General features: G+C 59.8%; 27 protein-coding genes. 26 read left to right on the top strand and 1 reads right to left on the bottom strand.

Annotated features, from left to right (window positions below; genetic code table 11):
• Window positions 1-426 precede the first annotated feature (426 nt).
• The 5 genes from rplJ (at window position 427) to AC1RT6_RS05255 (ending at window position 10927) form a co-directional block, all read left to right on the top strand.
• Window positions 427-945, top strand: a complete 519-nt coding sequence (gene rplJ, locus AC1RT6_RS05275) for a 50S ribosomal protein L10 (protein ID WP_079446314.1) — start codon at window positions 427-429, stop codon at window positions 943-945.
• A gap of 54 nt (window positions 946-999) precedes the next feature.
• A complete protein-coding gene (gene rplL / locus AC1RT6_RS05270) occupies window positions 1000-1377 on the top strand; it encodes a 50S ribosomal protein L7/L12 (RefSeq protein WP_079446315.1) in 378 nt (125 codons plus the stop codon).
• A 566-nt stretch (window positions 1378-1943) separates the two neighbouring features.
• Window positions 1944-6077 carry a DNA-directed RNA polymerase subunit beta gene (rpoB, locus tag AC1RT6_RS05265; protein WP_079446316.1) on the top strand — a complete coding sequence of 1378 codons (4134 nt, stop codon included), beginning with the start codon at window positions 1944-1946 and terminating at the stop codon, window positions 6075-6077.
• Between the two features lie 159 nt (window positions 6078-6236).
• Complete coding sequence (gene rpoC / locus AC1RT6_RS05260; RefSeq protein WP_079446317.1) at window positions 6237-10436, top strand: DNA-directed RNA polymerase subunit beta'; 4200 nt, start codon at window positions 6237-6239, stop codon at window positions 10434-10436.
• A gap of 233 nt (window positions 10437-10669) precedes the next feature.
• On the top strand, window positions 10670-10927 hold the full coding sequence (locus AC1RT6_RS05255; RefSeq protein ID WP_420799272.1) for a PilZ domain-containing protein: 258 nt from the start codon (window positions 10670-10672) through the stop codon (window positions 10925-10927).
• Between the two features lie 150 nt (window positions 10928-11077).
• Here the strand turns inward: AC1RT6_RS05255 and AC1RT6_RS05250 are convergent, their stop codons facing one another.
• Complete coding sequence (locus tag AC1RT6_RS05250) at window positions 11078-12274, bottom strand: FAD-dependent oxidoreductase (protein WP_079446318.1); 1197 nt, start codon at window positions 12272-12274, stop codon at window positions 11078-11080.
• A 171-nt stretch (window positions 12275-12445) separates the two neighbouring features.
• Here AC1RT6_RS05250 and AC1RT6_RS05245 point away from each other — a divergent pair, with 171 nt between their 5' ends.
• From AC1RT6_RS05245 to rplE, 21 genes are all read left to right on the top strand, one after another.
• Complete coding sequence (locus AC1RT6_RS05245; protein WP_472789506.1) at window positions 12446-13564, top strand: GNAT family N-acetyltransferase; 1119 nt, start codon at window positions 12446-12448, stop codon at window positions 13562-13564.
• A 155-nt stretch (window positions 13565-13719) separates the two neighbouring features.
• The gene (locus AC1RT6_RS05240; RefSeq protein ID WP_079446321.1) at window positions 13720-14430 is read left to right on the top strand and encodes a Crp/Fnr family transcriptional regulator; all 711 of its coding nucleotides are present in this window, start codon (window positions 13720-13722) and stop codon (window positions 14428-14430) included.
• An 84-nt stretch (window positions 14431-14514) separates the two neighbouring features.
• Window positions 14515-14760: a hypothetical protein gene (locus tag AC1RT6_RS05235; RefSeq protein ID WP_079446322.1), complete on the top strand. Its 246-nt coding sequence runs from the start codon at window positions 14515-14517 to the stop codon at window positions 14758-14760.
• Between the two features lie 1184 nt (window positions 14761-15944).
• Window positions 15945-16316 (top strand): 30S ribosomal protein S12, encoded by a 372-nt coding sequence (gene rpsL, locus AC1RT6_RS05230; protein ID WP_009797142.1) that lies wholly within the window; start codon window positions 15945-15947, stop codon window positions 16314-16316.
• Window positions 16317-16331: 15 nt separating this feature from the next.
• Entirely contained in the window at window positions 16332-16802 is a 471-nt protein-coding gene (rpsG, locus tag AC1RT6_RS05225) for a 30S ribosomal protein S7 (protein ID WP_079446324.1), read from the top strand.
• A gap of 32 nt (window positions 16803-16834) precedes the next feature.
• On the top strand, window positions 16835-18907 hold the full coding sequence (fusA, locus tag AC1RT6_RS05220; protein ID WP_079446325.1) for an elongation factor G: 2073 nt from the start codon (window positions 16835-16837) through the stop codon (window positions 18905-18907).
• Window positions 18908-18946: 39 nt separating this feature from the next.
• Window positions 18947-20137 (top strand): elongation factor Tu, encoded by a 1191-nt coding sequence (gene tuf / locus AC1RT6_RS05215; RefSeq protein WP_425909092.1) that lies wholly within the window; start codon window positions 18947-18949, stop codon window positions 20135-20137.
• 102 nt (window positions 20138-20239) lie between these two features.
• Window positions 20240-20548, top strand: coding sequence for a 30S ribosomal protein S10 (gene rpsJ / locus AC1RT6_RS05210; protein WP_002712302.1), 309 nt, complete (start codon window positions 20240-20242; stop codon window positions 20546-20548).
• Between the two features lie 103 nt (window positions 20549-20651).
• Window positions 20652-21392: a 50S ribosomal protein L3 gene (gene rplC / locus AC1RT6_RS05205; RefSeq protein ID WP_079446327.1), complete on the top strand. Its 741-nt coding sequence runs from the start codon at window positions 20652-20654 to the stop codon at window positions 21390-21392.
• A 1-nt stretch (window position 21393) separates the two neighbouring features.
• Entirely contained in the window at window positions 21394-22014 is a 621-nt protein-coding gene (rplD, locus tag AC1RT6_RS05200; RefSeq protein ID WP_079446328.1) for a 50S ribosomal protein L4, read from the top strand.
• A complete protein-coding gene (locus AC1RT6_RS05195; protein ID WP_079446329.1) occupies window positions 22011-22307 on the top strand; it encodes a 50S ribosomal protein L23 in 297 nt (98 codons plus the stop codon). Before rplD ends, AC1RT6_RS05195 begins: the two co-directional genes overlap by 4 nt.
• Window positions 22308-22335: 28 nt before the next feature.
• Entirely contained in the window at window positions 22336-23169 is an 834-nt protein-coding gene (gene rplB / locus AC1RT6_RS05190) for a 50S ribosomal protein L2 (RefSeq protein ID WP_079446330.1), read from the top strand.
• A gap of 15 nt (window positions 23170-23184) precedes the next feature.
• Window positions 23185-23463: a 30S ribosomal protein S19 gene (gene rpsS / locus AC1RT6_RS05185; protein WP_079446331.1), complete on the top strand. Its 279-nt coding sequence runs from the start codon at window positions 23185-23187 to the stop codon at window positions 23461-23463.
• Window positions 23464-23472: 9 nt separating this feature from the next.
• On the top strand, window positions 23473-23859 hold the full coding sequence (gene rplV / locus AC1RT6_RS05180; protein WP_079446332.1) for a 50S ribosomal protein L22: 387 nt from the start codon (window positions 23473-23475) through the stop codon (window positions 23857-23859).
• 19 nt (window positions 23860-23878) lie between these two features.
• On the top strand, window positions 23879-24574 hold the full coding sequence (rpsC, locus tag AC1RT6_RS05175) for a 30S ribosomal protein S3 (RefSeq protein ID WP_009797132.1): 696 nt from the start codon (window positions 23879-23881) through the stop codon (window positions 24572-24574).
• A 27-nt stretch (window positions 24575-24601) separates the two neighbouring features.
• Complete coding sequence (rplP, locus tag AC1RT6_RS05170; protein ID WP_079446333.1) at window positions 24602-25015, top strand: 50S ribosomal protein L16; 414 nt, start codon at window positions 24602-24604, stop codon at window positions 25013-25015.
• Window positions 25016-25020: 5 nt separating this feature from the next.
• The gene (rpmC, locus tag AC1RT6_RS05165; protein ID WP_079446334.1) at window positions 25021-25227 is read left to right on the top strand and encodes a 50S ribosomal protein L29; all 207 of its coding nucleotides are present in this window, start codon (window positions 25021-25023) and stop codon (window positions 25225-25227) included.
• Between the two features lie 10 nt (window positions 25228-25237).
• Window positions 25238-25486, top strand: a complete 249-nt coding sequence (gene rpsQ / locus AC1RT6_RS05160; RefSeq protein ID WP_009797129.1) for a 30S ribosomal protein S17 — start codon at window positions 25238-25240, stop codon at window positions 25484-25486.
• A gap of 39 nt (window positions 25487-25525) precedes the next feature.
• A complete protein-coding gene (gene rplN / locus AC1RT6_RS05155) occupies window positions 25526-25894 on the top strand; it encodes a 50S ribosomal protein L14 (RefSeq protein WP_009797128.1) in 369 nt (122 codons plus the stop codon).
• Window positions 25894-26208: a 50S ribosomal protein L24 gene (gene rplX / locus AC1RT6_RS05150; RefSeq protein ID WP_079446335.1), complete on the top strand. Its 315-nt coding sequence runs from the start codon at window positions 25894-25896 to the stop codon at window positions 26206-26208. Before rplN ends, rplX begins: the two co-directional genes overlap by 1 nt.
• Window positions 26201-26758: a 50S ribosomal protein L5 gene (rplE, locus tag AC1RT6_RS05145; RefSeq protein ID WP_079446336.1), complete on the top strand. Its 558-nt coding sequence runs from the start codon at window positions 26201-26203 to the stop codon at window positions 26756-26758. The genes rplX and rplE overlap by 8 nt, the downstream gene beginning before the upstream one ends.
• The last annotated feature ends 9 nt before the right edge of the window (window positions 26759-26767 follow it).

Here is a 26767-nt window from a genome sequence, read left to right as displayed (position 1 = left end):
GTTCGGGGAGGACAGGATGCCAATTTGGCTGGGGCGCGGGTGCGAACAGGGGTCTTCGATCGTCCCGTCAGGGACGGTGCTGTTGATTCCGTCCTGTCCGAGACTGCGGGCGCCGACGGCCGAACGCAAGTTTGTCCAATGGCTTAATTGCATAGCCTGCATAGACGGGTGAAGACCGGGTTTCGCTTTTCATCGCGACAAGCGGTGGCTGCGAATTGGGTTCGAACCTCGACACCCCGTGCCATCCGGCCGCCAGGCCGTCAGCTCGGGAGGGCAGGCTACTGAATTGTCGTCGCGCCCGGCGTGTGTCTTGAGGCAGGTGTCTTGTGGGACAAGTGCTTTGGGATCAGGTTTTGGGCGGGACGATGGGTATAACCCGGCGGCCTCAGCCTTGAGACAAAGGTCGCCAAACGGAAAGAGCTTGCTGTGGAACGAGCGGCAAAAAAAGAGGCGGTCGAGGCGCTGAACGAGGTCTTCAAGACCACGGGCGTTGCGGTCGTCGCTCATTATTCCGGCCTCACCGTGGCCCAGATGCAGAAGCTGCGTATGCAGATGAAGCAGGCGGGTGCGTCGGTTAAGGTCTCGAAGAACCGTCTCGCCAAAATTGCTCTTGAAGGCACAGACGTCGTTGCCATCGGCTCCCTGCTGAAGGGGCCGACCGTGATCGCGACTTCCAACGATCCGGTGGCGGCGCCGAAGGTTGCCGTCGAATTCGCCAAGACGAATGAAAACTTCGTCATTCTCGGCGGTTCGATGGGTAAAACCGTTCTGAACGTCGACAGCGTCAAGGCCTTGGCCTCGCTGCCGTCCCTCGATGAACTGCGCGGCAAGCTGGTCGGCCTCCTGATGGCGCCGGCGACCAAGATCGCTCAGCTCTCGACTGCGCCCGCGGCCAAGCTCGCGCGCGTCGTTCAGGCCTATGCCTCAAAGGGCGAAGCGGCGTGAGGCCCTTCGCAAGTTGAATCTGGTTCGAACCGAATACGTTAAAGGAACACATCGATGGCTGATCTGCAGAAGATTGTTGATGACCTCTCGGCGCTGACCGTGCTCGAGGCTGCCGAACTGGCGAAGCTGCTTGAAGAAAAATGGGGCGTGTCGGCGGCTGCCGCGGTTGCGGTTGCGGCGGCGCCGGGCGCTGGCGGCGGTGCCGCTGCGGTTGAAGAGAAGACCGAGTTCTCGGTCGTGCTCGCGTCCGCCGGTGACAAGAAGATCGAGGTCATCAAGGAAGTTCGCGCCATCACGGGCCTTGGCCTCAAGGAAGCCAAGGACCTCGTCGAAGGTGCACCGAAACCCGTCAAGGACGGCGTTGCCAAGGACGAAGCCGAGAAAATCAAGGCGCAGCTTGAGAAGGCCGGCGCCAAGGTTGAGCTTAAGTAACCGCAGTTCTTTGAGCGAGATCCGGTTTTCTTCGTCAGTTTGGCGAGCGTCAACGAGATCCGGGGATCGCTTCGCTAAAGGCGTGGATGGCCGGGACGGCCTCGCCACAACGGAGGCGGTAAGTTGTAACGAGATTTCCCGGATGGGCGCGATCGGAATCGCGTTTCATCCGGGCGCAACTGCCAAGCTCTGCTCTGGCCGGTTGTACACAGAAAAGTGTGGAGATTCAGGGGAGCGTCCCTCGAATCTCCACGATTGCCATCCCATATCGGGACGGCAGCACGAAAGCGCAGCATATGGTGGGAACGGCGGCGTTCTCTCATAAGCTGTTGGGAGAGCAGCGATTTCGGGCTTTTTCGGTCCGTTTGGATATGATTTTGACGGGCGGGTGCATCCCTGCACCCCGCGCGTCGTTTTGCGTTCTGCGAGCCTGGCGTTCCAGTTCAGGATTTAAGTCCTGACATATGCGTGCCGCTCTTGAGAGCGTTCCGAGATTCACCCTGGAGGCGATGTCAATCGCGCTTCGGAAGGTTCGCCCCTCACGGGCGACGACATGAGAGGCCACGATGGTGCAGCAGACGTTCACCGGTCGCAAGCGGGTTCGCAAGTTCTTCGGGCATATCCGGGAAGTCGCCGAGATGCCAAACCTGATCGAGGTTCAGAAGGCGTCCTACGACCAGTTCCTGATGGTCGCCGAACCGGAGGGTGGCCGGCTCGACGAGGGCTTGCAGGCGGTTTTCAAATCAGTGTTTCCGATTAACGACTTTTCGGGCACCTCGCAGCTCGAATTCGTGCGCTACGAATTCGAGGCGCCGAAGTATGACGTCGACGAATGCCGCCAGCGCGGCATGACCTATGCCGCGCCGCTGAAGGTGACGCTCCGCCTCATCGTATTCGATATCGACGAGGAAACCGCCGCGAAGTCCGTGAAGGACATCAAGGAGCAGGACGTCTACATGGGCGACATTCCGCTCATGACAATGAACGGCACCTTCGTCGTCAACGGCACCGAGCGCGTCATCGTCTCGCAGATGCATCGGTCGCCCGGCGTGTTCTTCGATCACGACAAGGGCAAGACCCATTCGTCAGGCAAGTTGCTGTTCGCCGCGCGCGTCATTCCCTATCGCGGCTCGTGGCTCGACATCGAGTTCGATGCCAAGGACATCGTGTTCGCGCGCATCGACCGTCGCCGCAAAATTCCGGTGACGTCGCTGATGTTCGCCCTCGGCCTCGACGGCGAGGAAATCCTCAGCACGTTCTACAAAAAGATCATTTACAAGCGCGCGAAATCCGGCGGCAATTCAGACGGCTGGCGCGTGCCCTATGATCCGGTTCGCTTTCGCGGTTATTCGACACTGAACGACCTGATCGACGCTGATACCGGCAAGGTCGTGCTCGAGGCCGGTAAGAAATTTACGGTTCGCGCCGCGCGCCAGCTCCAGGAGAAGGGGCTGAAGGCACTGCGCATGAGCGACGACGATTTGGTCGGCATGTATCTCGCCGAGGATCTCGTCAATCCCAAAACCGGTGAGATCTACGCCGAAGCCGGCGAGGAAATCACCGAGAAGTCGCTGAAGGGGCTGAACGAGCACGGCTATAAGGAATTGCCGCTGCTCGACATCGACCATGTCAACGTTGGTCCTTACATCCGCAACACGCTCAGCGCTGACAAGAACATGACGCGGGAGGACGCGCTGTTCGACATCTACCGGGTGATGCGTCCGGGTGAGCCGCCGACGCTGGAGTCGGCGCAGAACATGTTCCAATCGCTGTTCTTCGACGCCGAGCGCTACGATCTGTCCGCCGTGGGCCGCGTCAAGATGAACATGCGCCTCGATCTTGATGCGCCGGACACGTATCGCACGCTGCGCAAGGAAGACATCCTTGCGGTCATCAAGACGCTAGTCGACCTGCGCGACGGCAGGGGTGAGATCGACGATATCGACCACCTTGGCAACCGTCGCGTGCGCTCGGTCGGTGAACTGATGGAAAACCAGTATCGCGTCGGCCTGTTGCGCATGGAGCGAGCCATCAAGGAGCGGATGTCCTCCGTCGACATCGACACCGTGATGCCACAGGATCTGATCAACGCGAAACCCGCGGCTGCTGCGGTGCGCGAGTTCTTCGGATCGTCGCAACTCTCGCAGTTCATGGATCAGACCAACCCGCTCTCGGAGATCACCCACAAGCGCCGCCTGTCGGCGCTCGGGCCGGGTGGTCTGACACGCGAACGCGCAGGCTTCGAGGTGCGCGACGTGCATCCGACGCACTACGGCCGTATCTGCCCGATCGAGACGCCGGAAGGTCCGAACATCGGCCTTATTAACTCGCTCGCGACGTTCGCGCGCGTCAACAAATACGGCTTCGTCGAGACACCGTATCGCAAGGTGAAGGACGGCCGCGTCACCGACGAGGTGGTCTATCTCTCGGCGATGGAAGAGGGCCGCTATCACGTCGCGCAGGCCAACCTGCCGCTCGACAACCGCGGCCGTTTCACTGAAGACCTCGTGGTCTGCCGTCATGCCGGCGAGGTGCTGCCGGTGACGCCGGACAAGGTCGACTTCATGGACGTGTCGCCGAAGCAGCTCGTCTCGGTCGCCGCGGCGCTCATTCCGTTCCTCGAGAACGACGACGCCAACCGCGCGCTGATGGGCTCGAACATGCAGCGTCAGGCGGTGCCGCTGGTGCGCGCCGAGGCGCCGTTCGTCGGCACCGGCATGGAAGGCGTGGTCGCCCGCGACTCGGGCGCAGCGATCGCCGCGCGCCGCTCGGGCGTGATCGATCAGATCGACGCCACCCGCGTTGTTATCCGCGCAACGGAAGATCTCGATCCGACCAAGTCGGGTGTCGATATCTATCGTCTTATGAAGTACCAGCGCTCGAACCAATCGACCTGCATCAATCAGCGTCCATTGGTGAAGGTCGGCGATATCGTCAAAAAGGGCGACATCATCGCGGACGGCCCGTCCACCGATCTCGGCGAACTCGCGCTCGGCCGCAACGTGCTGGTCGCGTTCATGCCGTGGAATGGCTACAACTTCGAAGACTCGATCCTGCTCTCGGAGCGGATCGTCAAGGAAGACGTCTTCACCTCGATCCATATCGAGGAATTCGAAGTGATGGCCCGCGACACCAAGCTGGGTCCCGAGGAAATCACACGCGACATTCCGAATGTTTCGGAAGAAGCGCTGAAGAACCTTGATGAAGCCGGCATTGTCTACATCGGCGCCGAGGTCCGCGCGGGCGACATTCTGGTCGGCAAGATCACGCCGAAGGGCGAAAGCCCGATGACCCCGGAAGAAAAGCTGTTGCGCGCGATCTTCGGCGAGAAGGCTTCCGACGTTCGCGACACCAGCTTGCGCGTGCCTCCGGGTGTGCAGGGCACGATTGTCGAGGTCCGCGTCTTTAACCGCCACGGTGTCGACAAGGATGAACGTGCGCTGGCAATTGAGCGGGAAGAAATCGAGCGTCTTGCCAAGGACCGCGACGACGAGCAGGCGATTCTCGACCGCAACGTCTACGGCCGCCTCGCTGATCTGCTCGAAAACCGTCAGGGCATTGCCGGCCCGAAGGGCTTCAAGAAGGATACCAAGATCACAAAGTCGGTGCTCGAGGAATATCCGAAGTCGCAGTGGTGGCTGTTCGCATCGCCAAACGACAAGCTAATGGCCGAGATCGAGGCCATGCGGAAGCAGTACGACGAGTCGAAAAAGGGCCTCGAGCAGCGGTTCCTCGACAAGGTCGAAAAGCTGCAGCGTGGTGACGAGTTGCCGCCCGGCGTGATGAAGATGGTCAAGGTCTTCGTCGCCGTGAAGCGCAAGATTCAGCCTGGCGACAAGATGGCTGGTCGTCATGGCAACAAGGGTGTGGTCTCGAAGATCGTTCCGATCGAGGACATGCCGTTCCTCGAGGACGGCACCCACGCCGATATCGTGCTTAACCCGCTCGGCGTGCCCTCGCGCATGAACGTCGGTCAGATTCTCGAAACCCACCTCGGCTGGGCATGCGCCGGCCTTGGCAGGCGGATCGGACAGGCCGTCGATGCCTATCTCGCGAGCGCGAAGCAGGAAACCAAGCCGCTGAAGGAGACGCTCAAGAAAGTCTATGGCGACAACGAGACCATCAAATCGCTCAACGATCATGAACTCGTCGAGCTCGGCCGCAATCTGAGCCGCGGCGTTCCGATCGCAACGCCGGTGTTCGACGGCGCCAAGGAAGCCGATATCGAGCAGATGCTCGAGCTCGCTGGCATGGACAGGTCAGGCCAGTCGACCGTCTATGACGGGCGGACCGGTGACTCGTTCGATCGCAAGGTTACGGTGGGCTACATCTACATGCTCAAGCTGCACCACCTTGTTGATGACAAGATCCACGCGCGCTCGATCGGACCTTACTCGCTCGTCACCCAGCAGCCGCTGGGCGGCAAGGCGCAGTTCGGTGGCCAGCGTTTCGGCGAAATGGAGGTGTGGGCCCTCGAGGCTTACGGCGCGGCGTACACGCTCCAGGAAATGCTGACGGTGAAGTCGGACGACGTCGCGGGCCGTACCAAGGTCTATGAGGCCATTGTGCGAGGCGACGATACTTTCGAGGCAGGCATTCCGGAATCGTTCAACGTGCTGGTCAAGGAAATGCGCTCACTGGGCCTGAATGTCGATCTGCACAACTCCAAAGTCGGCGGCATGTCCGAAGCGGCCGAGTAGCAGTTTGAGAACGCCTATTCCCGGCGCGGCGCATCGCACAGCGAGGCGTCGCAAAACCGGGACCGCAACGAATTCCGCGGACCGTTAAGGTTCCGGATCGGCAGCGCACCGGATCTCGGCTCGCGCAGCATCCGGAACGCGGCCGTCGAGGAGAAGACCATGAACCAAGAAATAATGAATTTATTCAATCCGACGACTCCGGCCCAGGTCTTCGACCAGATCCGGATTTCGATCGCGTCGCCGGAGAAAATTTTGTCGTGGTCCTACGGCGAGATCAAAAAGCCGGAGACGATCAACTACCGCACGTTCAAGCCGGAGCGTGACGGCCTGTTCTGCGCGCGCATCTTCGGTCCGATCAAGGACTACGAGTGCCTGTGCGGCAAGTACAAGCGGATGAAATACAAGGGCATCATCTGCGAGAAGTGCTCGGTCGAAGTGACGCTATCGCGCGTGCGCCGCGAGCGCATGGGTCATATCGAGCTGGCTGCACCCGTTGCCCACATATGGTTTCTGAAGTCGCTGCCCTCCCGCATCGGCCTCTTGCTCGACATGACGCTGAAGGATCTCGAGCGCATTCTCTACTTCGAATACTACGTCGTTCTGGAGCCTGGTCTTACTGCGCTCAAGGACCGTCAGTTGCTGTCGGAAGAGGAATACCTTCGCGCGCAGGACGAATACGGCCAGGACAGCTTCACCGCCATGATTGGCGCCGAAGCGATCCGGGAATTGCTGAAGGGCCTTGAACTCGAGAGGCTTGAGGCGGAACTGCGCGCGGAGATGCAGGCGACTGAGTCCGATATCAAGCACAAAAAGCTCGCCAAGCGGTTGAAGATTGTCGAGGCCTTCCGCTTTTCCGGCAACAAGCCGGAGTGGATGATCCTCACCGTGGTGCCGGTGATTCCGCCGGACTTGCGTCCACTGGTGCCGCTCGACGGCGGCCGCTTCGCCACGTCCGACCTCAACGATCTGTATCGCCGCGTCATCAACCGCAACAACCGTCTGAAGCGGCTGATGGAGCTGCGTGCGCCTGACATCATCATCCGTAACGAGAAGCGAATGCTTCAGGAAGCGGTTGATGCGCTATTCGACAACGGCCGTCGCGGCCGCGTCATCACCGGCGCAAACAAGCGGCCGCTGAAGTCGCTCGCCGACATGCTGAAAGGCAAGCAGGGGCGCTTCCGGCAGAACTTGCTCGGCAAGCGTGTCGATTATTCCGGCCGCTCCGTCATTGTCGTCGGTCCCGAACTGAAGCTGCACCAGTGCGGCTTGCCGAAGAAGATGGCGCTGGAACTGTTCAAGCCGTTCATCTATTCGCGGCTCGATGCCAAGGGTCTGTCTACGACCGTGAAGCAGGCAAAGAAGCTCGTTGAAAAGGAACGTCCCGAGGTCTGGGATATTCTCGATGAGGTCATTCGTGAGCACCCGGTGCTCCTGAATCGCGCGCCGACGCTTCACCGGCTCGGTATTCAAGCGTTCGAGCCGGTTCTGATCGAGGGTAAGGCGATCCAGCTTCATCCGCTGGTCTGCGCCGCCTTCAACGCCGACTTCGATGGCGACCAGATGGCCGTCCACGTTCCGCTTTCGCTCGAGGCGCAGTTAGAGGCGCGCGTGCTGATGATGTCGACCAACAACATCCTGCACCCGGCGAACGGTCAGCCGATCATCGTTCCCAGCCAGGACATCGTGCTCGGTCTTTACTATCTTTCGATCATGCGTGAGGGCTTGCCCGGTGAAGGCAAGGTGTTCGGCGATATGGCCGAGCTGGAGCATGCGCTCCATTCCCGCGTCATCCATCTTCATACCAAGATCAAGTATCGCTGGGATGTGATCGGCGAGGATGGCGAGTCCGTAAAGCGTCTGATCGAAACCACTGCCGGCCGCGTCATGCTTGGCCAGGTGCTGCCGAAGTCGCCGAAGATCTCGTTCGACGTCATCAACAAGCTGATGACCAAGCGCGAAATCTCCGGCGTGATCGATCAAGTCTATCGCCACTGTGGTCAGAAGGAGACGGTGATCTTCTGCGACCGGATCATGGCGCTCGGCTTCTACAATGCGTTCAAGGCCGGAATCTCCTTCGGTAAGGACGACATGGTGGTCCCGCATGGAAAGTGGAAGATCGTCGACACCACGCGTACGCTGGCGAAGGATTTCGAGCAGCAGTACAACGATGGTCTGATCACGCATGGCGAGAAGTACAACAAGGTCGTTGACGCATGGTCCAAGGCGACGGAGGAAATCGCCAAGGAGATGATGAAGGAAATTTCTTCGACCAAGAAGGACGCCAAGGGCGTCGAGGCCCAGATCAACTCGATCTACATGATGGCGCATTCCGGCGCGCGCGGTTCGCCCGCCCAGATGCGTCAGCTCGCCGGCATGCGCGGCCTGATGGCGAAGCCGTCGGGCGAGATCATCGAGACGCCGATCATCTCCAACTTTAAGGAGGGGTTGTCGGTTCTCGAATACTTCAACTCGACCCATGGCGCCCGCAAGGGTCTCGCAGACACCGCGTTGAAGACCGCAAATTCCGGCTATTTGACCCGACGTCTGGTCGACGTTGCGCAGGACTGCATCATCACCCAGGACGACTGCGGCACCAAGCTCGGCATCAAGATGCGCGCTATCGTCGATGCCGGCACGGTGGTGGCGTCACTCGGATCGCGCATCCTGGGCCGCACGGCCTGCGATGACATTCGTGATGCCGCGAATAACAAAGTGGTGGTCAAGCGTAACACCTTGATGGAAGAAAGCCATGTCGATCAGATCTCCCGGGCCGGTATACAGGAAGTCAAGATCCGCTCGGCCCTGACTTGCGAACTGGTCAACGGCATCTGCGGCAAGTGCTACGGCCGTGATCTGGCTCGCGGCACGCCCGTCAATCACGGCGAGGCTGTCGGCGTCATCGCGGCGCAGTCGATTGGCGAGCCTGGCACGCAGCTCACGATGCGCACGTTCCATATCGGTGGCGCTGCGCAGATCAACGAGCAGTCGGTGATCGAGTCGAACTTCGACGGCAAGATCACGTTCAGGAACAGGGCGATCGCAAGAAACGGCGAAGGTAATCTGGTTGCGATGGTGCGTAACATGGTTGTCGCCGTTGTCGATGCGGACGGCACTGAACGCGCAACTCACCGCATTCAATACGGCGCGCGCATGCACGTTGACGAAGGTGACATGGTCAAGCGCGGCCAGCGTATCGCCGAGTGGGATCCCTACACCCGGCCGATTTTGACAGAGCTTGAGGGTACTATCGGATTCGAGGATTTGGTCGAAGGTCAGTCGATCTCCGAAACGCTCGACGAATCCACTGGTATTGCCAAGCGCATCGTTATCGACTGGCGCTCGACGCGCGGGGGAGCCGACTTGCGTCCAGCCATCGTGATCAAGGGCAAGGACGGCAAGGTGCTGAAGCTGCCCCGTGGCGGCGACGCCCGCTACATGCTGTCGGTCGACGCCATTCTGTCGGTCGACGTTGGCGCCAAGGTGAAACCCGGCGACATCCTGGCGCGTATCTCGACCGAGAGCGCCAAGACCCGCGACATCACCGGCGGTCTGCCGCGAGTGGCCGAACTGTTCGAGGCTCGCAGGCCGAAGGATGCGGCAATCATCGCGGAAATCGCCGGCACCATCCGGTTCGGCCGCGATTACAAGAACAAGCGCCGCATCTCGATAGAGCCGGTCGACAAGGACGAGGAGACCCGCGAGTATCTTATTCCGAAAGGCAAGCACATCCATCTGCAGGATGGTGACATCGTCGAGAAGGGCGATTTTATCGTCGATGGCAATCCCGCGCCGCACGACATCCTGGCGATCAAGGGCATCGAGGAACTCGCTGCCTATCTGGTCAACGAAATCCAGGAAGTTTACCGCTTGCAAGGCGTGCTCATCAACGACAAGCACATCGAGGTGATTGTTCGTCAGATGCTTCAAAAGGTCGAGATTACCGATCAGGGCGAGACCGACATGATCTCGGGCGAGCAAATCGACAAGATCGAGTTCGACCGGCTCAACCTCAAGGCCAAGGAAGAGGGTAAGAAGATCGCCACGGGAACGCCGGTTCTGCTCGGCATCACCAAGGCCAGCCTGCAAACCCGCTCGTTCTTCTCGGCGGCGTCATTCCAGGAAACCACGCGCGTGCTCACCGAGGCTGCCGTCAACGGCAAGGTGGACCCGCTCGAGGGCCTGAAGGAAAACGTCATCGTGGGTCGACTCATTCCGGCAGGTACCGGCGCGTCGATGGCCAAGATCCGCGAAGTTGCGGTCAAGCGCGACAAGCTGATTCTCGACGAGCGCGAAAAACAGGCGACGATCGTGCCGTCCGCGCCGGAGGCCGAACCGCTGGCTCTACCGCCGGCAGAGTAGGCATCGGCTGATCTCAGATGAAAAGGGCCGGCGCAAGCCGGCCTTTTTTCGTTGTGCCGCATCAGGCAATCCTTCGCGCAACCTCACTGCTTTTCCGAAATGGAAACAGTTTATGCGGTCAGCGTGAGGAAAAATTAATTTCAAGTTTAGCTAATCGGTCTTTCCGCGAGGCATTTATCTCTCCGCCGAGGCGAAATGATATACTGCGCGCAGATGGTGCGCTGGAGTGCAGGATGATGATCGCCGCAAGAAAACGGGTAGCCCGCAAGTCGGTCCGGCAATCGGCCTGGATCACTCTGGACGGCGGTTTTGCCGCAAGGCCATGCATCGTGCTCGACCTCTCGGCTGCGGGCGCCAAGATTACTGTCGATGACGCTGGCGCTGTACCAAGCGTTTTCCGGTTGGCTTTCTCCCGCGACGCGAGAGAAGGGCACTCGTGCACGGTGGTGTGGCGACGCCAGGGGACGCTAGGCGTCAAGTTCATTCGCTGAAATTTCGAAGTCCCGCTCTCAAGCAGATGACCAGAGTCTGTCACCGCTTCATGGAAACGATGAAGCACTCTATCTTTTGATTTGGGGCGTCTTCTTCACGCGAACCGGTTTCCAGTTCGCTCGAAAACGCTATAGCCCGGTCTAAGGCCCCTACGCCAATCCCCCTTCATGCGATTCCGGGCGCGGCGGTGATGAGGATGGCCGCATGTTGGATCTGTTCATCGGTCTGGTCAGGCCCAGAGCCAGACGCCCAATGAAGCGCGCCCATCGGCGTGCGCGCCAGGTCGGGCCATTGTCGATGGATAGCGAACGAAGATGCCAGGCTTTCGTCGCCGACCATGCATCACACTCCATCTTGACGGGGTCGTCGTAGAAGGTCTCGATCTTGGCGCGATCCATGCCTTCGGTCGAGAGCCAGTGCGGGATGTGGACATTGCAGAGTCGTTCGACGTCGGTAAACACCTTGTCGGTACCGGTGCCTGCGGCCGGGCACGAGGTCGCGAAAGCGTCGCCGACGAGAGCGACCCCGGCCTGCCGATGATTTTCCGTAACATACAAATCTGCCGGTCTGATCTTGATCGGTCCGCTAACTTTGAAACCTCCGGTCATACGGTCGAGGCGGGGCATGACCGCGCGCATCGTCGCCTCGGGGTTGTTGCGGAATTCGCGAAACCAGATGTCGTCGATTGGCCGATAGACCATCATGTTGGCCCGCATGGTATTGCCGATCGGAAACAGGGAGAGATAGGCCATCCGTGCGCCAGAGCGTTTCGGCCAGTATGTCAGGGCCGGGAAGGGAAACGCCGATAGATCGACTGGCACGACGTTGAAGCCGAGCGTCACGGAATGACATTCGCTGATGACGCGGCGCCTGAGGCCGAGCAGATGACGCAGGCTGACGCTAAGACCGTTCGCAAGCACGATCAGGCGCGCAGAAATTATTTCTCCATCGGCCAGCACCAGGCGCTGGCGTTCGTCGCTCGTGGCGACCTCGACGACTTTCGTGTTTAGGATCTCGACGTTGGGCGAGATTTGTGCACGCATGGCATTGACGAGAGTGTCGTACATCACGCCGTGCTGGTCGCTTGGCTTTTTCGCCACCACAAAACCGAACCGCGCCTCCCAGATCTCGCCATCAATGGTCGTCGCCCGCAGTATTTCTTCCTCAAGCCCTGTCCTGCGTAGTCGTGGAAGTTGAGTGCCGCCGAGCTTTTCGCAGCGTAGGTCGGGCGGATACGTCAAATGTGGATCAATCATGATCGCAGGGATGCCTGCACGGCCCAGCATCGCGGCGGTGGTCGAGCCGGCCAGTCCGCCGCCAACGATCGCAACATCCGTATAGCGCATGGATTGGTCCTCGTTCCGGAAGGGTTATTATTGCGCCGCAAAGGCAAATAAAATCTTGAAAGCGTCAAAGGATCGAAGGGCGACCGTCTCGATACAATTTAACTGAAAAGCAACGGGGGAGGACCAGTATCGCGGGCCGGGTGGGTCGCCGAGGATGATCCGAGGCGTCTGATGATTTCAGTAAACATTTGTTCACCAACACTGGACCTTGCGGCGCCCTGGGACGATCTCGTTCGGCGGGCGTCATCCAATGTGTTCATGAATCCGGCTGCCCTGATGGCCGCAAACGAGAGCGGGTTTGCGAGCGTCCATGTTCTGCTGGCGTGGGACGACAGTACCGGACTCAAGAAGCTGGTTGGCGTATGGGCCTTTCAGGTTCGCAGAATTTCGCGGCTATGGCCCGCGGTGCTTGAAGCATTGCCCTACAACTACGCTTTTCTTTCCAGTCCGGTCGTGGATCCTGCTTTCGTCCGAGATGTCATTCCAAGCTTTTTATCGGCGATCCGTGACAGTCGCTCACTGCCCAAGGTGATCATTCTGAAATCGCTCGATGCCGAGGCCCGGAGCTTCGAAACGCTTGTTGATGCGTTGACGGAACAGGGCTGTGCCTACCTCAGACTGTCTGAGAATGCGCGGCCTCACGCGACTCCTGATATTGGCGTGAAACGGTCAGGCTCGACCCGGAAGAAGCTGCGGCAGGATTGGAACCGCCTTTCCGCCGTAGGCAGTGTCGATATCGTCAATCTCCGCGCCGCGGATACTAGAGAGGCGTTCGAGACGTTTCTGAAGCTGGAAGCCGCAAGCTGGAAAGGAGCGCGCGGCACGGCTTTGTTATGCAAGTCCGCGGATGCAGCCTTCGCCAGGCAGATGATCGCCGCGCTCGCCGAACGGGGCAATGCTTCGGTTGCTTTGCTTCGTGTTGATCGGCAGGCTATCGCCGCGCAGGTGCTGATGTATTGCGGCGCTACGGCCTATACTTGGAAAACGGCCTTCAGTCATGACTACGCGAAATACTCACCCGGCGTGTTGCTGATCGACAAGATCACGGACGACCTGTTCTCCTCCGCGGGGATCGAAGCGATCGATTCCTGTTCCTACGAACGGAGCTTTATGGCTCAGCTCTGGGCGGGCCGCCGAAAGATGGTCGATCTGCTGGTCGATGTTGGGCCGGGTCGATCGCCGACGTTTTTGCTGGAAGCCATTCGCCAACGGGGCTACGGGCAACTCCGTCGGCTTCGCGACGAAGTTCGGAGTTGGTCGACGCCGGCCAACCCGAAAGCGACTAAATAAGTGACGTATCGCCTTCGGCTTACTTCGAAAGTGCAGCCGAGGAGCGATGCCGTATTTCGAGGTCGTCAATCCGGCGTGGCTTGCCTTTGGTTGCGCAAAGAACCAAACTGCGGCCGCCGGTTTGATCTGCCGCAAGAACCGGTGATCGTGAGACAATGGTGCACGGACCAAAGAACAGCCTTCTGGCGAGCATACCGGACACGGAATGGATCGAAATTCAGAAGCTGTGTGAGTTTGTCCAACTTCCGCTTGGTTGCGTGCTATACGAACCACGCGGCCCATTCGATTATGTGTACTTTCCCGAAACTGCGATCATCTCCAACCTCGCTCCGCTCAAGACCGACAGGACAGCTGAGACGTCGACCACGGGACGGGAGGGGATGATCAACGTCGGAGCCATCATGGGCGATGATCAATCCATGCATCGCGCCGTCGTCCAGGTTTCCGGCGACAGCATCCGGATTTCGTTTCGGGAATTTCAGGAGTTGCAAGCGCGTCTGCCAGTATTTCGGCGCAAGCTCAACGCCTACTCACGAGCGTTCCTTGCACAGGTGATGCAGTCCGTTGCGTGCAACGCCAGTCATACGCTTCTTCAGCGCTGCGCACGATGGCTGTTGAAGTCTCACGATCGCGTCGATGGTGACGAACTTCGACTTACGCAACAATTCCTGGCCGAAATGCTCGTGGTCAGCCGCGTGGCCGTTAATGCTGAGCTAAGAAAGTTTCAGCAATTGCAGGTTCTCACATATAGCCGCGGCATCATTACCATACTGGACCGTAGACTATTGGAGCGCACATCCTGCGAATGCTATCGCGCGGTCCGGCGCGAGTACGACAGGCTACTGCCTGGTTCTTTCACCAAATAAAATCCCGACTATGTAAACTAGTTGGCTATACGGTCGCTGTTTCCATCAGTACACAAAGAAATCCAATAATGGAGGAGTGCACCGATGCCGCGACACATCTCTTTTTACGATGAATCTCTGGGTAAGCAGATCGACGGTTCATACACTTCGGATGGCAAGGTGATCCATGCCGGTTCGGGAGATCTGGGTGCCAAAAGCGCCACCATTGGCCATCTTGGTAACGCCACCACGTTTCCCGTCGATCAGGTAGGGCAGGATCTTCTGGCTCAGAAGCTGCTGAGCGAGCTGGCTCATCGCGAAGCGAAGAACGGCCACGGTCACGGCCACTAGGTCAAAGTCAAATAGATGATGTGAGCCGCCATTGCGGTTCACATGTCATCGTCGCTTTCTGCCGCGGAGGCCCCCGTTGTGTTGGCCCCGCTGCAGGCAGCTGCGGTTAAAAAAACCGTATCTCAAGCTCCATTCAGGCGTTTCTGGTTTCCAGTGCTTCGTGCGCTACAGCCTCAGCAGCTTGGGCTCGTCATTCCCAGACGCGTTAATCATTTTGAAGTGGTAAGCGTCGCGTTCGCTTGCCTTGATCGGGTAACCTGCGGTCGCTGACGCGCTTGAGAAGCGGCGCCTGTTGCTCAGCTTATCTTCTGCGCGTGACGTGCGGTCATCCCCTAGCGACGACTCATTCGACTTCACCCGCCGGCGGACATCCCGCGATAACGAATTCCAGCCGTCGCAGGGGCGTCTGTCAGGACCAGTTCGGTCTGCGAGTCTGCAGATCCTAGCTCAATTTGAGTGGTTCCGTTTCGTGGCGGTCCTGTCAAAATCGACAGAAGATTCGCAGGGCTAGGGCGGCATTTTGATTCGACGCGCGATTGGGGATACTGCTCGGCGAGAAATCGGGCAGGAGCCGGATTCGGTGGTGTCCCTTTCTGGAGCAAGCTGGAGCGTCCGATGGTGGGGGGCCTGTCGCGACGAAAAGGCCATTGTTACGAACGATATCCGGCCATCGGCGTGCCGACGGTCCTGCCGAAACCGGGTGAGGCGGAAGGTGGTACGAAACGGTCAGAAGTGCTTTTGTTATGGCGTTTCAGCCTTGACTTGATGACTCGCCGTGGATAAAACCCGCGCACTTAACGGCAGGCGGTGAGCTCCACTAACGTCGGAACGGACCACCCTTTCTATCTGGTTTGATTGATAGAGACGGGCACCAACCTCGACGAATGCTGCTCAGACGCTGCCGAAATAGCTAGGCAATGCCAGGACGATGGTCATTCTCTTGAGCAAGATCTCTCGAGATTGATTTCGGATGCATGACCTCGGTGAAGGCCGACCGGTTCGTTCCGGTTGGCGTTGGTCGCGGTCCTCTGTGGCGTCGAAGCGCTTCCCGTTCAGCAGTGAACGGTTGGCGCGATTTCGTTTTGCGTGAAACCATTCATGCATCGCGAGCGGGTGAGCGGTAGCTCCGGACGAAGTGCGAAGCCGATCGGGGTTTCGCGTAAATATAAGGGTGAAGGCGAACGATGCCGACGATCAACCAACTGATCGCAAGTCCGCGCGTCATACAGAAGTCGCGCAAGAAGGTGCCTGCGTTGCAACAATCGCCGCAAAAGCGTGGCGTGTGCACGCGTGTTTACACCACGACTCCGAAGAAGCCCAATTCGGCGCTGCGCAAGGTCGCTAAGGTGCGCTTGACCAATGGCTTCGAGGTCATCGGTTATATCCCAGGTGAAGGGCACAACCTTCAGGAACATTCCGTGGTCATGATCCGTGGCGGCCGCGTGAAGGACTTGCCGGGCGTGCGCTATCACATCCTCCGCGGCGTCCTCGACACCCAGGGCGTCAAGAACCGCAAGCAGCGTCGTTCGAAGTACGGCGCGAAGCGTCCGAAATAAGCGGGAACAGAAACGATGTCGCGTCGCCATTCTGCCGAAAAGCGTGAAGTGCTCCCCGACCCGAAGTTCGGAAACGTCGTTATTACGAAGTTCATGAACTCGATTATGTATGCCGGGAAAAAGTCGGTCGCCGAAAGCATCGTCTACGGCGCGCTCGATCTGATCGAGGTCAAGACCAAACAAGGTCCGCTGACCGTGTTCGAACAAGCGCTCGAAAATGTCATGCCGACCATCGAAGTGCGGTCGCGTCGCGTCGGCGGTGCCACCTATCAGGTGCCGGTGGAGGTTCGTTCGACCCGCCGTCAGGCGCTCGGTATTCGTTGGCTGATTACGGCTGCGCGGGGGCGCAACGAAAAGACGATGACGGAGCGGCTCTCGGCCGAACTGCTCGATGCGTCGAACAACCGGGGCAGCGCGGTCAAGAAGCGGGAGGACGTGCACAAGATGGCGGAAGCCAACCGTGCGTTCTCGCACTATCGCTGGTAACGGCGACGCAACAGGAATTTAAGGACAGCTCCATGCCCCGCCAACATGCTATCGAGGATTACCGTAATTTCGGTATCATGGCGCATATCGACGCCGGCAAGACCACCACGACCGAGCGCATCCTTTATTACACCGGCAAGAGCCACAAGATCGGCGAAGTGCACGAAGGTGCCGCGACGATGGACTGGATGGCGCAGGAGCAGGAGCGCGGCATTACCATTACGTCGGCCGCGACCACCGCATTCTGGGACGGCAAACGTCTGAACATCATCGATACCCCCGGCCACGTCGACTTCACTATCGAGGTAGAGCGTAGTTTGCGGGTGCTCGACGGCGCCGTATGCGTGCTCGATAGCAACCAGGGTGTTGAGCCGCAGACCGAAACGGTTTGGCGTCAGGGCGACAAGTACAAGGTGCCGCGCATCGTCTTCTGTAACAAGATGGATAAGACCGGCGCCGACTTCTACAAGTGTCTGGCCGACATCGTCGATCGGCTCGGCGCGCGCCCGGTGGCGTTGCAGCTTCCGATCGGCTCGGAGAACAACTTCAAGGGAATGATCGACCTCGTCCGCATGAAGGCGCTGGTCTGGAACAACGAAGCGCTTGGTGCGATGTACGACATCGCCGAGATCCCCGCAGATCTTGCAGACAAGGCCAAGGAATATCGCGAGAAGCTGGTGGAAGCCGCCGTCGAGCTCGATGATGACGCCATGGCCGCCTACCTCGATGGCACCGAGCCGGATGAAGCTACCCTGAAGGGGCTGATCCGTAAGGCCGTCATCACCGGCGCGTTCTATCCCGTCCTGTGCGGTACGGCGTTCAAGAACAAGGGTGTGCAGCCGCTTCTTGACGCCGTGGTCGCTTACTTGCCGTCACCGCTCGACGTGCCCGCCATCAAGGGCACCGACGACAAGGGCAACGAGGTCGTTCGTCACGCCGACGACAAGGAGCCGATGTCGCTGTTGGCGTTCAAGATCATGGACGACCCGTTCGTCGGCACCATCACGTTCTGCCGCATCTACTCCGGCATTCTTCAGAGCGGCACAGGCGTGATCAACTCAACGCGCGAGAAGAAGGAGCGCATCGGCCGGATGCTGCTGATGCATGCGAACAATCGCGAGGACATCAAGGAAGCCTATGCCGGCGACATCGTCGCGCTGGCCGGCCTGAAGGAAGCGCGCACCGGTGACACGCTGTGCGATTCAGCTCATCCCGTGATCCTTGAAAAGATGGAGTTCCCTGATCCGGTCATCGAGATTGCGATCGAGCCGAAGTCCAAGGCTGACCAGGAAAAGCTCGGTGTCGCGCTGGCGAAACTCGCGGCGGAAGATCCGTCATTTCGTGTCTCCACCGATCAGGAGTCCGGCCAAACCATCCTCAAGGGCATGGGCGAGCTCCATCTCGACATCAAGGTTGATATCCTCAAGCGCACCTACAAGGTCGATGCCAACATCGGCGCGCCGCAGGTGGCGTTCCGCGAGCGGGTCACTAAGCGTGTCGAGCACAGCTACACCCACAAGAAACAGACCGGCGGCACCGGTCAGTTCGCGGCTGTTACGATCATTGTCGAGCCGAGCGAGCCTGGCAAAGGTTACGAGTTCGAGTCGAAGATCGTCGGCGGCGCGGTGCCCAAGGAATACATTCCCGGCGTTGAGAAGGGCATCGAGAGCGTGCTCGGCTCCGGCGTGGTTGCGGGCTTCCCGGTGGTCGATGTCAAGGTGCAACTCATCGACGGCAAATACCATGACGTCGACTCGTCGGCACTGGCGTTCGAAATCGCGACCCGCGCCTGTTTCCGCGAGGCGCTGCAGAAGGGCAAGTCGGTGCTGCTCGAGCCGATCATGAAGGTCGAGGTAGTGACGCCTGAAGACTATACCGGATCGGTCATCGGCGATCTCAACTCGCGACGCGGCCAGATCCAGGGTCAGGACATGCGCGGCAACGCTAACGTCATCAACGCGATGGTGCCGCTCATGAACATGTTCGGTTACGTGAATAACCTGCGCTCGATGAGCCAGGGGCGCGCCACCTTTACCATGCAGTTCGATCATTACGCTGAAGCGCCGGCGAATGTGTCGGCAGAAGTCCAGAAAAAGTTTGCCTGATTGTCGCTGGCGACAGTCAACGACTGAACGGAGAGTCAAATGGCCAAAGCGAAATTTGAACGTAACAAGCCGCATTGCAACATTGGGACGATTGGTCATGTTGATCATGGCAAGACGTCATTGACGGCTGCGATTACGAAGGTTCTGGCGGAGACGGGCGGGGCGACGTTCACGGCGTACGACCAGATTGACAAGGCTCCGGAAGAGAAGGCGCGCGGCATCACGATTTCGACGGCGCATGTGGAGTACGAGACGGCGAACCGTCACTATGCGCATGTCGACTGTCCTGGCCATGCGGACTACGTGAAGAACATGATCACGGGTGCGGCGCAGATGGACGGCGCGATCCTGGTTGTTTCGGCGGCGGACGGCCCGATGCCGCAGACCCGCGAGCACATTCTTCTGGCGCGCCAGGTCGGCGTTCCGGCGCTGGTTGTGTTTTTGAACAAGTGCGACATGGTTGACGATCCGGAGCTGCTCGAGCTGGTTGAGATGGAAGTGCGGGAGCTTTTGTCGAAGTACGAATTTCCGGGCGACGACATTCCGATCGTGAAGGGCTCGGCGCTGGCGGCGCTTGAGAACTCGGACCAGAAGCTTGGTCATGACGCGATTCTGGAACTGATGAAGAATGTCGACGCCTACATTCCGCAGCCGGAGCGACCGATTGATCAGCCGTTCCTGATGCCGGTTGAGGACGTGTTCTCGATTTCGGGACGCGGCACGGTTGTGACGGGCCGGGTGGAGCGCGGGGTTGTCAAGGTCGGCGAGGAAATCGAGATTGTCGGCATCCGCGAGACGCAGAAGACGACGGTGACGGGTGTGGAGATGTTCCGCAAGCTTCTGGACCAGGGGCAGGCGGGCGACAACATCGGGGCGTTGTTGCGCGGCACCAAGCGCGAGGACGTGGAGCGCGGCCAGGTTCTGTGCAAGCCGGGTTCGGTGAAGCCGCACACCAAGTTCAAGGCCGAAGCCTATATCCTGACCAAGGAGGAGGGCGGTCGCCACACGCCGTTCTTCACCAACTACCGTCCGCAGTTTTATTTCCGCACCACCGACGTGACGGGTGTTGTGCATCTTCCGGCCGGCACCGAGATGGTGATGCCGGGCGACAACATCGCGATGGAAGTGCACCTGATCGTGCCGATCGCGATGGAGGAGAAGCTGCGCTTCGCCATCCGCGAGGGCGGACGTACCGTCGGAGCAGGCGTCGTGGCCAGCATCATCGAGTAAGGAACGAGAGAATTGCGAATAGCGAGTGGCGAATAGAACATCTTCTATTTCGCTATTCGCTACTCACTACTCACTATTCGCTTTTCAAAGAGAGACACGGCAATGAACGGCCAGAATATCCGCATCCGTCTCAAGGCGTTCGACCATCGGATTCTCGATACGTCGACCCGCGAGATCGTAAATACCGCGAAACGCACCGGTGCGCAGGTCCGTGGACCGATCCCGCTGCCGACGCGAATCGAGAAGTTTACGGTCAACCGTTCGCCGCACGTCGATAAGAAAAGCCGCGAGCAGTTCGAAATGCGGACGCACAAGCGCCTTCTCGATATCGTCGATCCAACTCCTCAGACTGTCGATGCCTTGATGAAGCTCGATCTGGCTGCAGGCGTCGACGTCGAGATCAAGCTCTGAACTCGGCAGCCCGCCGTTTTTTCGGATCAGGGCACGCGGAAGTCGAAACGAAGTTTAGGAACAGTTCGCACATTAGCGGACAGAAAGAACAGGAAGCACGACGATGCGCTCCGGAGTGATCGCACAAAAGGTCGGGATGACGCGGGTCTTCACAGAGGCCGGCGAGCATATCCCTGTGACCGTGCTGAAGCTGAGCAATTGTCAGGTGTTGGGACACCGGACCGGCGAGAAGAATGGCTACGTTGCGTTGCAGCTCGGGTCGGGCGTGCGCAAGACGGTCTACCTGCCGAAGTCGGAGCGCGGACAGTTCGCGGTCGCCAAGGTCGAGCCGAAGCGCAAGGTTGCGGAATTCCGTGTGTCCGAAGATGCGCTGATTCCGGTCGGCGCGGAAATCCAGGCGGACCATTTCGTGGTCGGCCAGTTCGTCGATGTCACCGGAACCTCGGTCGGTAAAGGGTTCGCCGGCGGCATGAAGCGCTGGAACTTCGGTGGTCTGCGCGCTACGCACGGTGTTTCGGTCTCGCATCGTTCGATCGGTTCGACTGGCGGACGTCAGGATCCGGGCAAGACCTTCAAGAACAAGAAGATGCCCGGTCACATGGGTGTTGACCGCATCACAACGTTGAATTTGCGCGTGGTGAAGACCGACGTCGAGCGCGGCCTGATCCTGGTCGAGGGCGCCGTTCCGGGCTCCAAGGGCGGCTGGATCGCGGTGCGCGACGCGGTGAAGAAGCCGTTGCCCAAGGAAGCGCCGCAACCAGGCAAGTTCAAGGTTGCAGGCGGCGCGCAGGCTGCGGACGACAAAGTCACGGCGGATGTCCCGGCCGAGAAGGAGGGGGCATAACATGGAACTGAACATTACCACCCTCGAAGGCAAGGCTGCGGGTTCGGTTCAACTATCGGACGGCATCTTCGGGCTCGAGCCGCGCAAGGATCTGATTCAGCGTTGCGTGAACTGGCAGCTCGCCAAGCGTCAGGCGGGCACCCGCAAGACCAAGGGACGTGCGGAAATCTGGCGTACCGGCAAGAAGCTGTTCAAGCAGAAGGGCACCGGCAACGCCCGTCACGGTTCAGCCCGCGCGCCCCAGTTCCGCGGCGGCGGCCGCGCGTTCGGGCCGGTCGTTCGTAGTCATGCGCATGATCTGCCCAAGAAGGTGCGCGCGCTGGCGCTGCGCCATGCTCTATCGGCGAAGGCCAAGGACGGCGGTTTGATTGTCATCGACAGCGTCGAATTGAAGGACGCCAAGACCAAGGCTCTGATGGGTCACTTTTCCGGCCTCGGTCTGACCAGTGCGCTGATCGTTGACGGCGCGCAGGTTCATGCCGGGTTCGCAACCGCTGTGCGCAATATTCCGAACATCGACGTGCTGCCGATCCAGGGCATCAATGTCTACGACATTCTGCGCCGCCAGAAGCTGGTGTTGACCAAGGCGGCGGTTGATGCGTTGGAGGCGCGCTTCAAATGACAATCGATGCGAAGCATTACGACGTGATCGTCGCTCCGGTCATTACCGAAAAGGCGACGATGGCCTCCGAGTACAACAAGGTGGTGTTCAAGGTGGCGCGCAAGGCGTCCAAGCCGCAGATCAAGGAAGCGGTCGAGAAACTGTTCGACGTCAAGGTCAAGAGCGTGAATACGCTGGTGCGCAAGGGCAAGGTAAAGGTCTTCCGCGGCAACTTAGGCTCGCAGTCGGATGTCAAGCGCGCGGTTGTGACCCTCGAAGAGGGCCACCGCATTGACGTCACTACCGGACTCTGAGGCGGAAACGGCTTTAAGGCGATAGATTATGGCACTTAAGACATACAATCCCACGACGCCGGGCCAGCGCCAGTTGGTGATGGTCGATCGCTCGGCCCTTTACAAGGGCAAGCCGGTCAAGACGCTGACCGAGGGCAAGCGCGGCAAGGGCGGCCGCAACAATACTGGGCGCATCACCGTTCGGTTCCGCGGCGGCGGCCACAAGCAGGCCTATCGCAACGTCGATTTCAAGCGCGGCAAGACGGACGTGCCGGCGGTCGTCGAGCGGCTCGAGTATGATCCGAACCGCACTGCGTTCATCGCGCTGATCAAGTATCAGGACGGCGAGCAGGCTTATATCCTTGCGCCGCAGCGTCTGGCTGTCGGCGACACCGTCGTCGCGGGGAATTATGTTGACGTCAAGCCGGGTAATGTCATGCCGCTCGGCAACATGCCTGTCGGCACGATCGTCCACAATGTCGAGATGAAGATCGGCAAAGGTGGTCAGCTTGCACGTTCCGCTGGCACCTATGCTCAGATCGTCGGCCGCGATCAGGACTATGTCATCCTGCGTCTGAATTCGGGCGAGCAGCGTCTGGTGCACGGCCGCTGCCGCGGCGCCATCGGCGCGGTATCGAATCCGGATCATATGAACACCTCGATCGGCAAGGCGGGCCGCACCCGCTGGATGGGTCGCCGTCCGCATAACCGCGGCGTGGTCATGAACCCAATCGACCATCCGCATGGCGGCGGCGAAGGCCGTACCTCCGGTGGCCGTCATCCCGTGACGCCGTGGGGCAAGCCGACCAAAGGCAAGAAGACCCGTTCAAACAAGTCGACCAACAAGTTCATTCTCATCAGCCGCCACAAGCGGAAGAAGTAGTAAGGAAAGCCGGACATGGTTCGTTCAGTCTGGAAAGGCCCGTTTGTTGAAGGCTCCCTGCTCAAGAAGGCAGATGTCGCGCGGGCGAGCGGCCGTCATGACGTCATCAAGATCTGGAGCCGCCGTTCGACCATTCTGCCGCAATTCGTCGGTTTGGTGTTCGGCGTCTACAACGGTCAGAAGCACGTGCCGGTGTCGGTCAACGAGGAGATGGTCGGTCACAAGTTCGGTGAGTTTTCGCCGACTCGTACGTTCCATGGCCACTCGGGCGACAAGAAAGCCAAGAGGGCTTGAGGTTAAGTCATGAGCAAACCAAAGCGCGAACGGAGCCTCCCGGAAAACGAGGCCAAGGCGATCGCCCGGATGCTTCGGGTGAGCCCGCAGAAGCTCAACCTGGTTGCGCAACTGATCCGGGGCCGCAAGGCGTCCGCGGCGCTCGCGGACCTGCAGTTTTCGCGCAAGCGGATCGCGGTCGACGTAAAGAAGTGTCTGGAATCGGCGATCGCCAATGCGGAGAACAACCACGACCTCGACGTCGACGAGTTGATCGTATCGGAGGCGTTTGTCGGCAACGGCATGGTGATGAAGCGTTTCGCGCCGCGCGGCCGTGGCCGTTCGGGCCGTATCTATAAACCGTTCTCGCAACTGACAATCGTGGTGCGTCAGGTCGAGGCCGAGGCGAGCGCTTAAAGAGGCGCGGGAGAAAACGATGGGTCAGAAGATCAATCCAATCGGGCTGCGTCTGGGTATCAACCGGACCTGGGATTCCCGTTGGTATGCCGGCAAGAGCGAGTACGGCAGGCTGCTGCACGAGGATGTCAAGATCCGCGAACTCCTGCACAAGGAACTCAAGCAGGCGGCCGTTGCCCGCATCGTGATCGAGCGTCCGCATAAAAAGTGCCGCGTGACGATCCATTCGGCGCGCCCCGGTGTCGTGATCGGAAAGAAGGGCGCCGATATCGATAAGCTTCGCAAAAGGGTTGCTGACATCACCTCGTCCGACGTGGTCCTCAACATCGTCGAAATTCGCAAGCCGGAACTCGATGCCACGCTGGTCGCCGAATCGATCGCGCAGCAGCTTGAGCGTCGCGTCGCATTCCGCCGCGCGATGAAGCGCGCCGTGCAGTCGGCGATGCGTCTCGGCGCCGAAGGCATTCGGATCAATTGCTCGGGCCGTCTCGGCGGCGCCGAAATCGCCCGCATGGAGTGGTATCGCGAAGGCCGTGTGCCGCTGCACACGCTGCGCGCTGATGTGGACTACGGCGTTGCTACCGCGTTCACGACGTTCGGCACCTGCGGCGTCAAGGTCTGGATATTCAAGGGCGAGATCCTCGAGCACGATCCGATGGCTCAGGACAAGCGCCTGGCCGGCGACGACAGCCGTCCGCGCCGCGACGCGGCTTGAACGAGAGAAGGTTTGAGGGCGTAAGCCATGATGCAACCGAAGAAGACCAAGTTCCGGAAGGCACACAAGGGCCGCATCCACGGCGTCGCGTCGTCGGGCGCGACACTTGCGTTCGGCCAGTTCGGCCTGAAGGCAATGGCGCCCGAGCGCATCACGGCGCGCCAGATCGAAGCCGCGCGGCGAGCGCTGACGCGCCACATGAAGCGCGCGGGACGCGTTTGGATCCGCGTTTTTCCGGACGTGCCCGTATCGAAGAAGCCTGCCGAGGTCCGCATGGGCTCAGGCAAGGGCGCGCCGGAATTGTGGGTGGTACGGGTCAAGCCGGGCCGGGTTCTTTTCGAGATCGATGGCGTGGCCGCGCAGACCGCCAAGGAAGCACTGACTCTCGCCGCCGCCAAGCTGCCGATCAAAACGCGCTTCGTCGCGCGCATCGCGGAGTAACCGACATGGCAGGAATGAAGACCGCTGACATCCGCGCGATGACCCCCGACCAGATGGACGACGCCGTCGCCAATCTGAAGAAGGAGCGGTTCAATCTGCGCTTCCAGCGAGCCACCGGACAGCTTGAGAACACTTCGCGGTTGCGTGAAGCCCGCCGCGATATTGCACGGATCAAGACCATCGCCGCGCAAAAGCGCGACGCGAAGAAATAAGGGGTCCGAGATGCCAAAACGTACGCTGCAGGGCGTGGTCGTCAGCGACAAGCAAGCCAAGACGGTTGTGGTGCGTGTCGATCGCCGCTTTACCCATCCGATCTACAAGAAGACCATTCGCCGCTCGAAAAACTATCACGCGCACGACGAGAACAATGAGTTCAAGCCGGGTGACATGGTGTGGATCGAGGAAAGCAAGCCGATCTCGAAATTGAAGCGCTGGACCGTGGTTCGGGGCGAACAGAAGAAAACTGCTTAAGCGCGATTTTGCGCATCAGAAAGAGGACAAGGTGCATCAATGATTCAGATGCAGACCAACCTCGACGTGGCCGATAATTCAGGCGCACGCCGTGTCATGTGCATCAAAGTGCTTGGAGGCTCCAAGCGCCGCTATGCAACGGTGGGCGACATCATCGTCGTGTCGATCAAGGAAGCCATCCCGCGCGGGAAGGTGAAGAAGGGCGACGTCATGAAGGCGGTGGTGGTGCGGGTATCCAAGGATATCCGCCGCGCGGACGGTTCGGTGATCCGTTTTGACCGCAATGCGGCCGTTCTGATCAACAACCAGTCCGAGCCTGTCGGCACCCGCATTTTTGGGCCGGTGCCGCGCGAGCTACGTGCCAAGAACCACATGAAAATCATATCGCTGGCGCCGGAGGTGCTGTGATGGCTGCCAAGATCCGGAAGGGCGACAAGGTTATCGTATTGTCGGGCCGCGACAAGGGTCGCACCGGCGAGGTGTTCGAGGTGCGCCCCGCGGAGGGCAGGGCGCTGGTGCGCGGCGTTAACATGGTGAAGCGCCACCAGAAGCAGAGCCAGAACCAGGAGGGCGGCATCATTTCGAAGGAGTCGCCGGTCCACCTGTCAAACATCGCGATCGTCGGCAAGGACGGAAAGCCGACCCGCGTCGGTTTCAAGATTCAGGCAGACGGCACCAAGGTGCGTGTCGCCAAGCGTTCGGGAGCGGAGATCGATGGCTGAAACAGCTTACGTGCCGCGCCTGCGCGCGGAATATGACAAGAGCATCCGCGCCAGACTCACCGAGGAGTTCGGCTACGTCAATGTCATGCAGGTGCCGCGTCTCGACAAGGTGGTTCTCAATATGGGAATCGGCGAGGCCGTGAACGACCGCAAAAAGGCCGAGACGGCGGCTGGTGACCTGGCGCTGATCGCCGGCCAGAAGGCGGTCGTGACCTATTCGCGTGTCGCAATCGCGACCTACAAGCTGCGTGAAAACCAGCCGATCGGCTGCAAGGTGACGCTGCGCAAGGCGAAGATGTACGAGTTCATCGACCGCCTGGTAAACGTCGCGCTGCCGCGCGTGCGCGACTTCCGCGGTCTCAATCCGAAGAGCTTCGACGGTCGCGGCAATTATTCGCTCGGCATCAAGGAACACATCATTTTCCCCGAAATCGACTTCGACAAGGTCGGGGAGAGCTGGGGCATGGACGTCACGGTCTGCACGACGGCGCAGACGGATGACGAGGCTCGGGCGCTGCTGACTGCATTCAATTTTCCGTTCCGGCAGTGAGACGCTGAG

The sequence above is a fragment of the Nitrobacter sp. MLSD-S21 genome, assembly GCF_058809865.1.
Note: the sequence above shows the minus strand (reverse complement) of the source record. Positions and strands in the feature narration are given on the sequence as shown.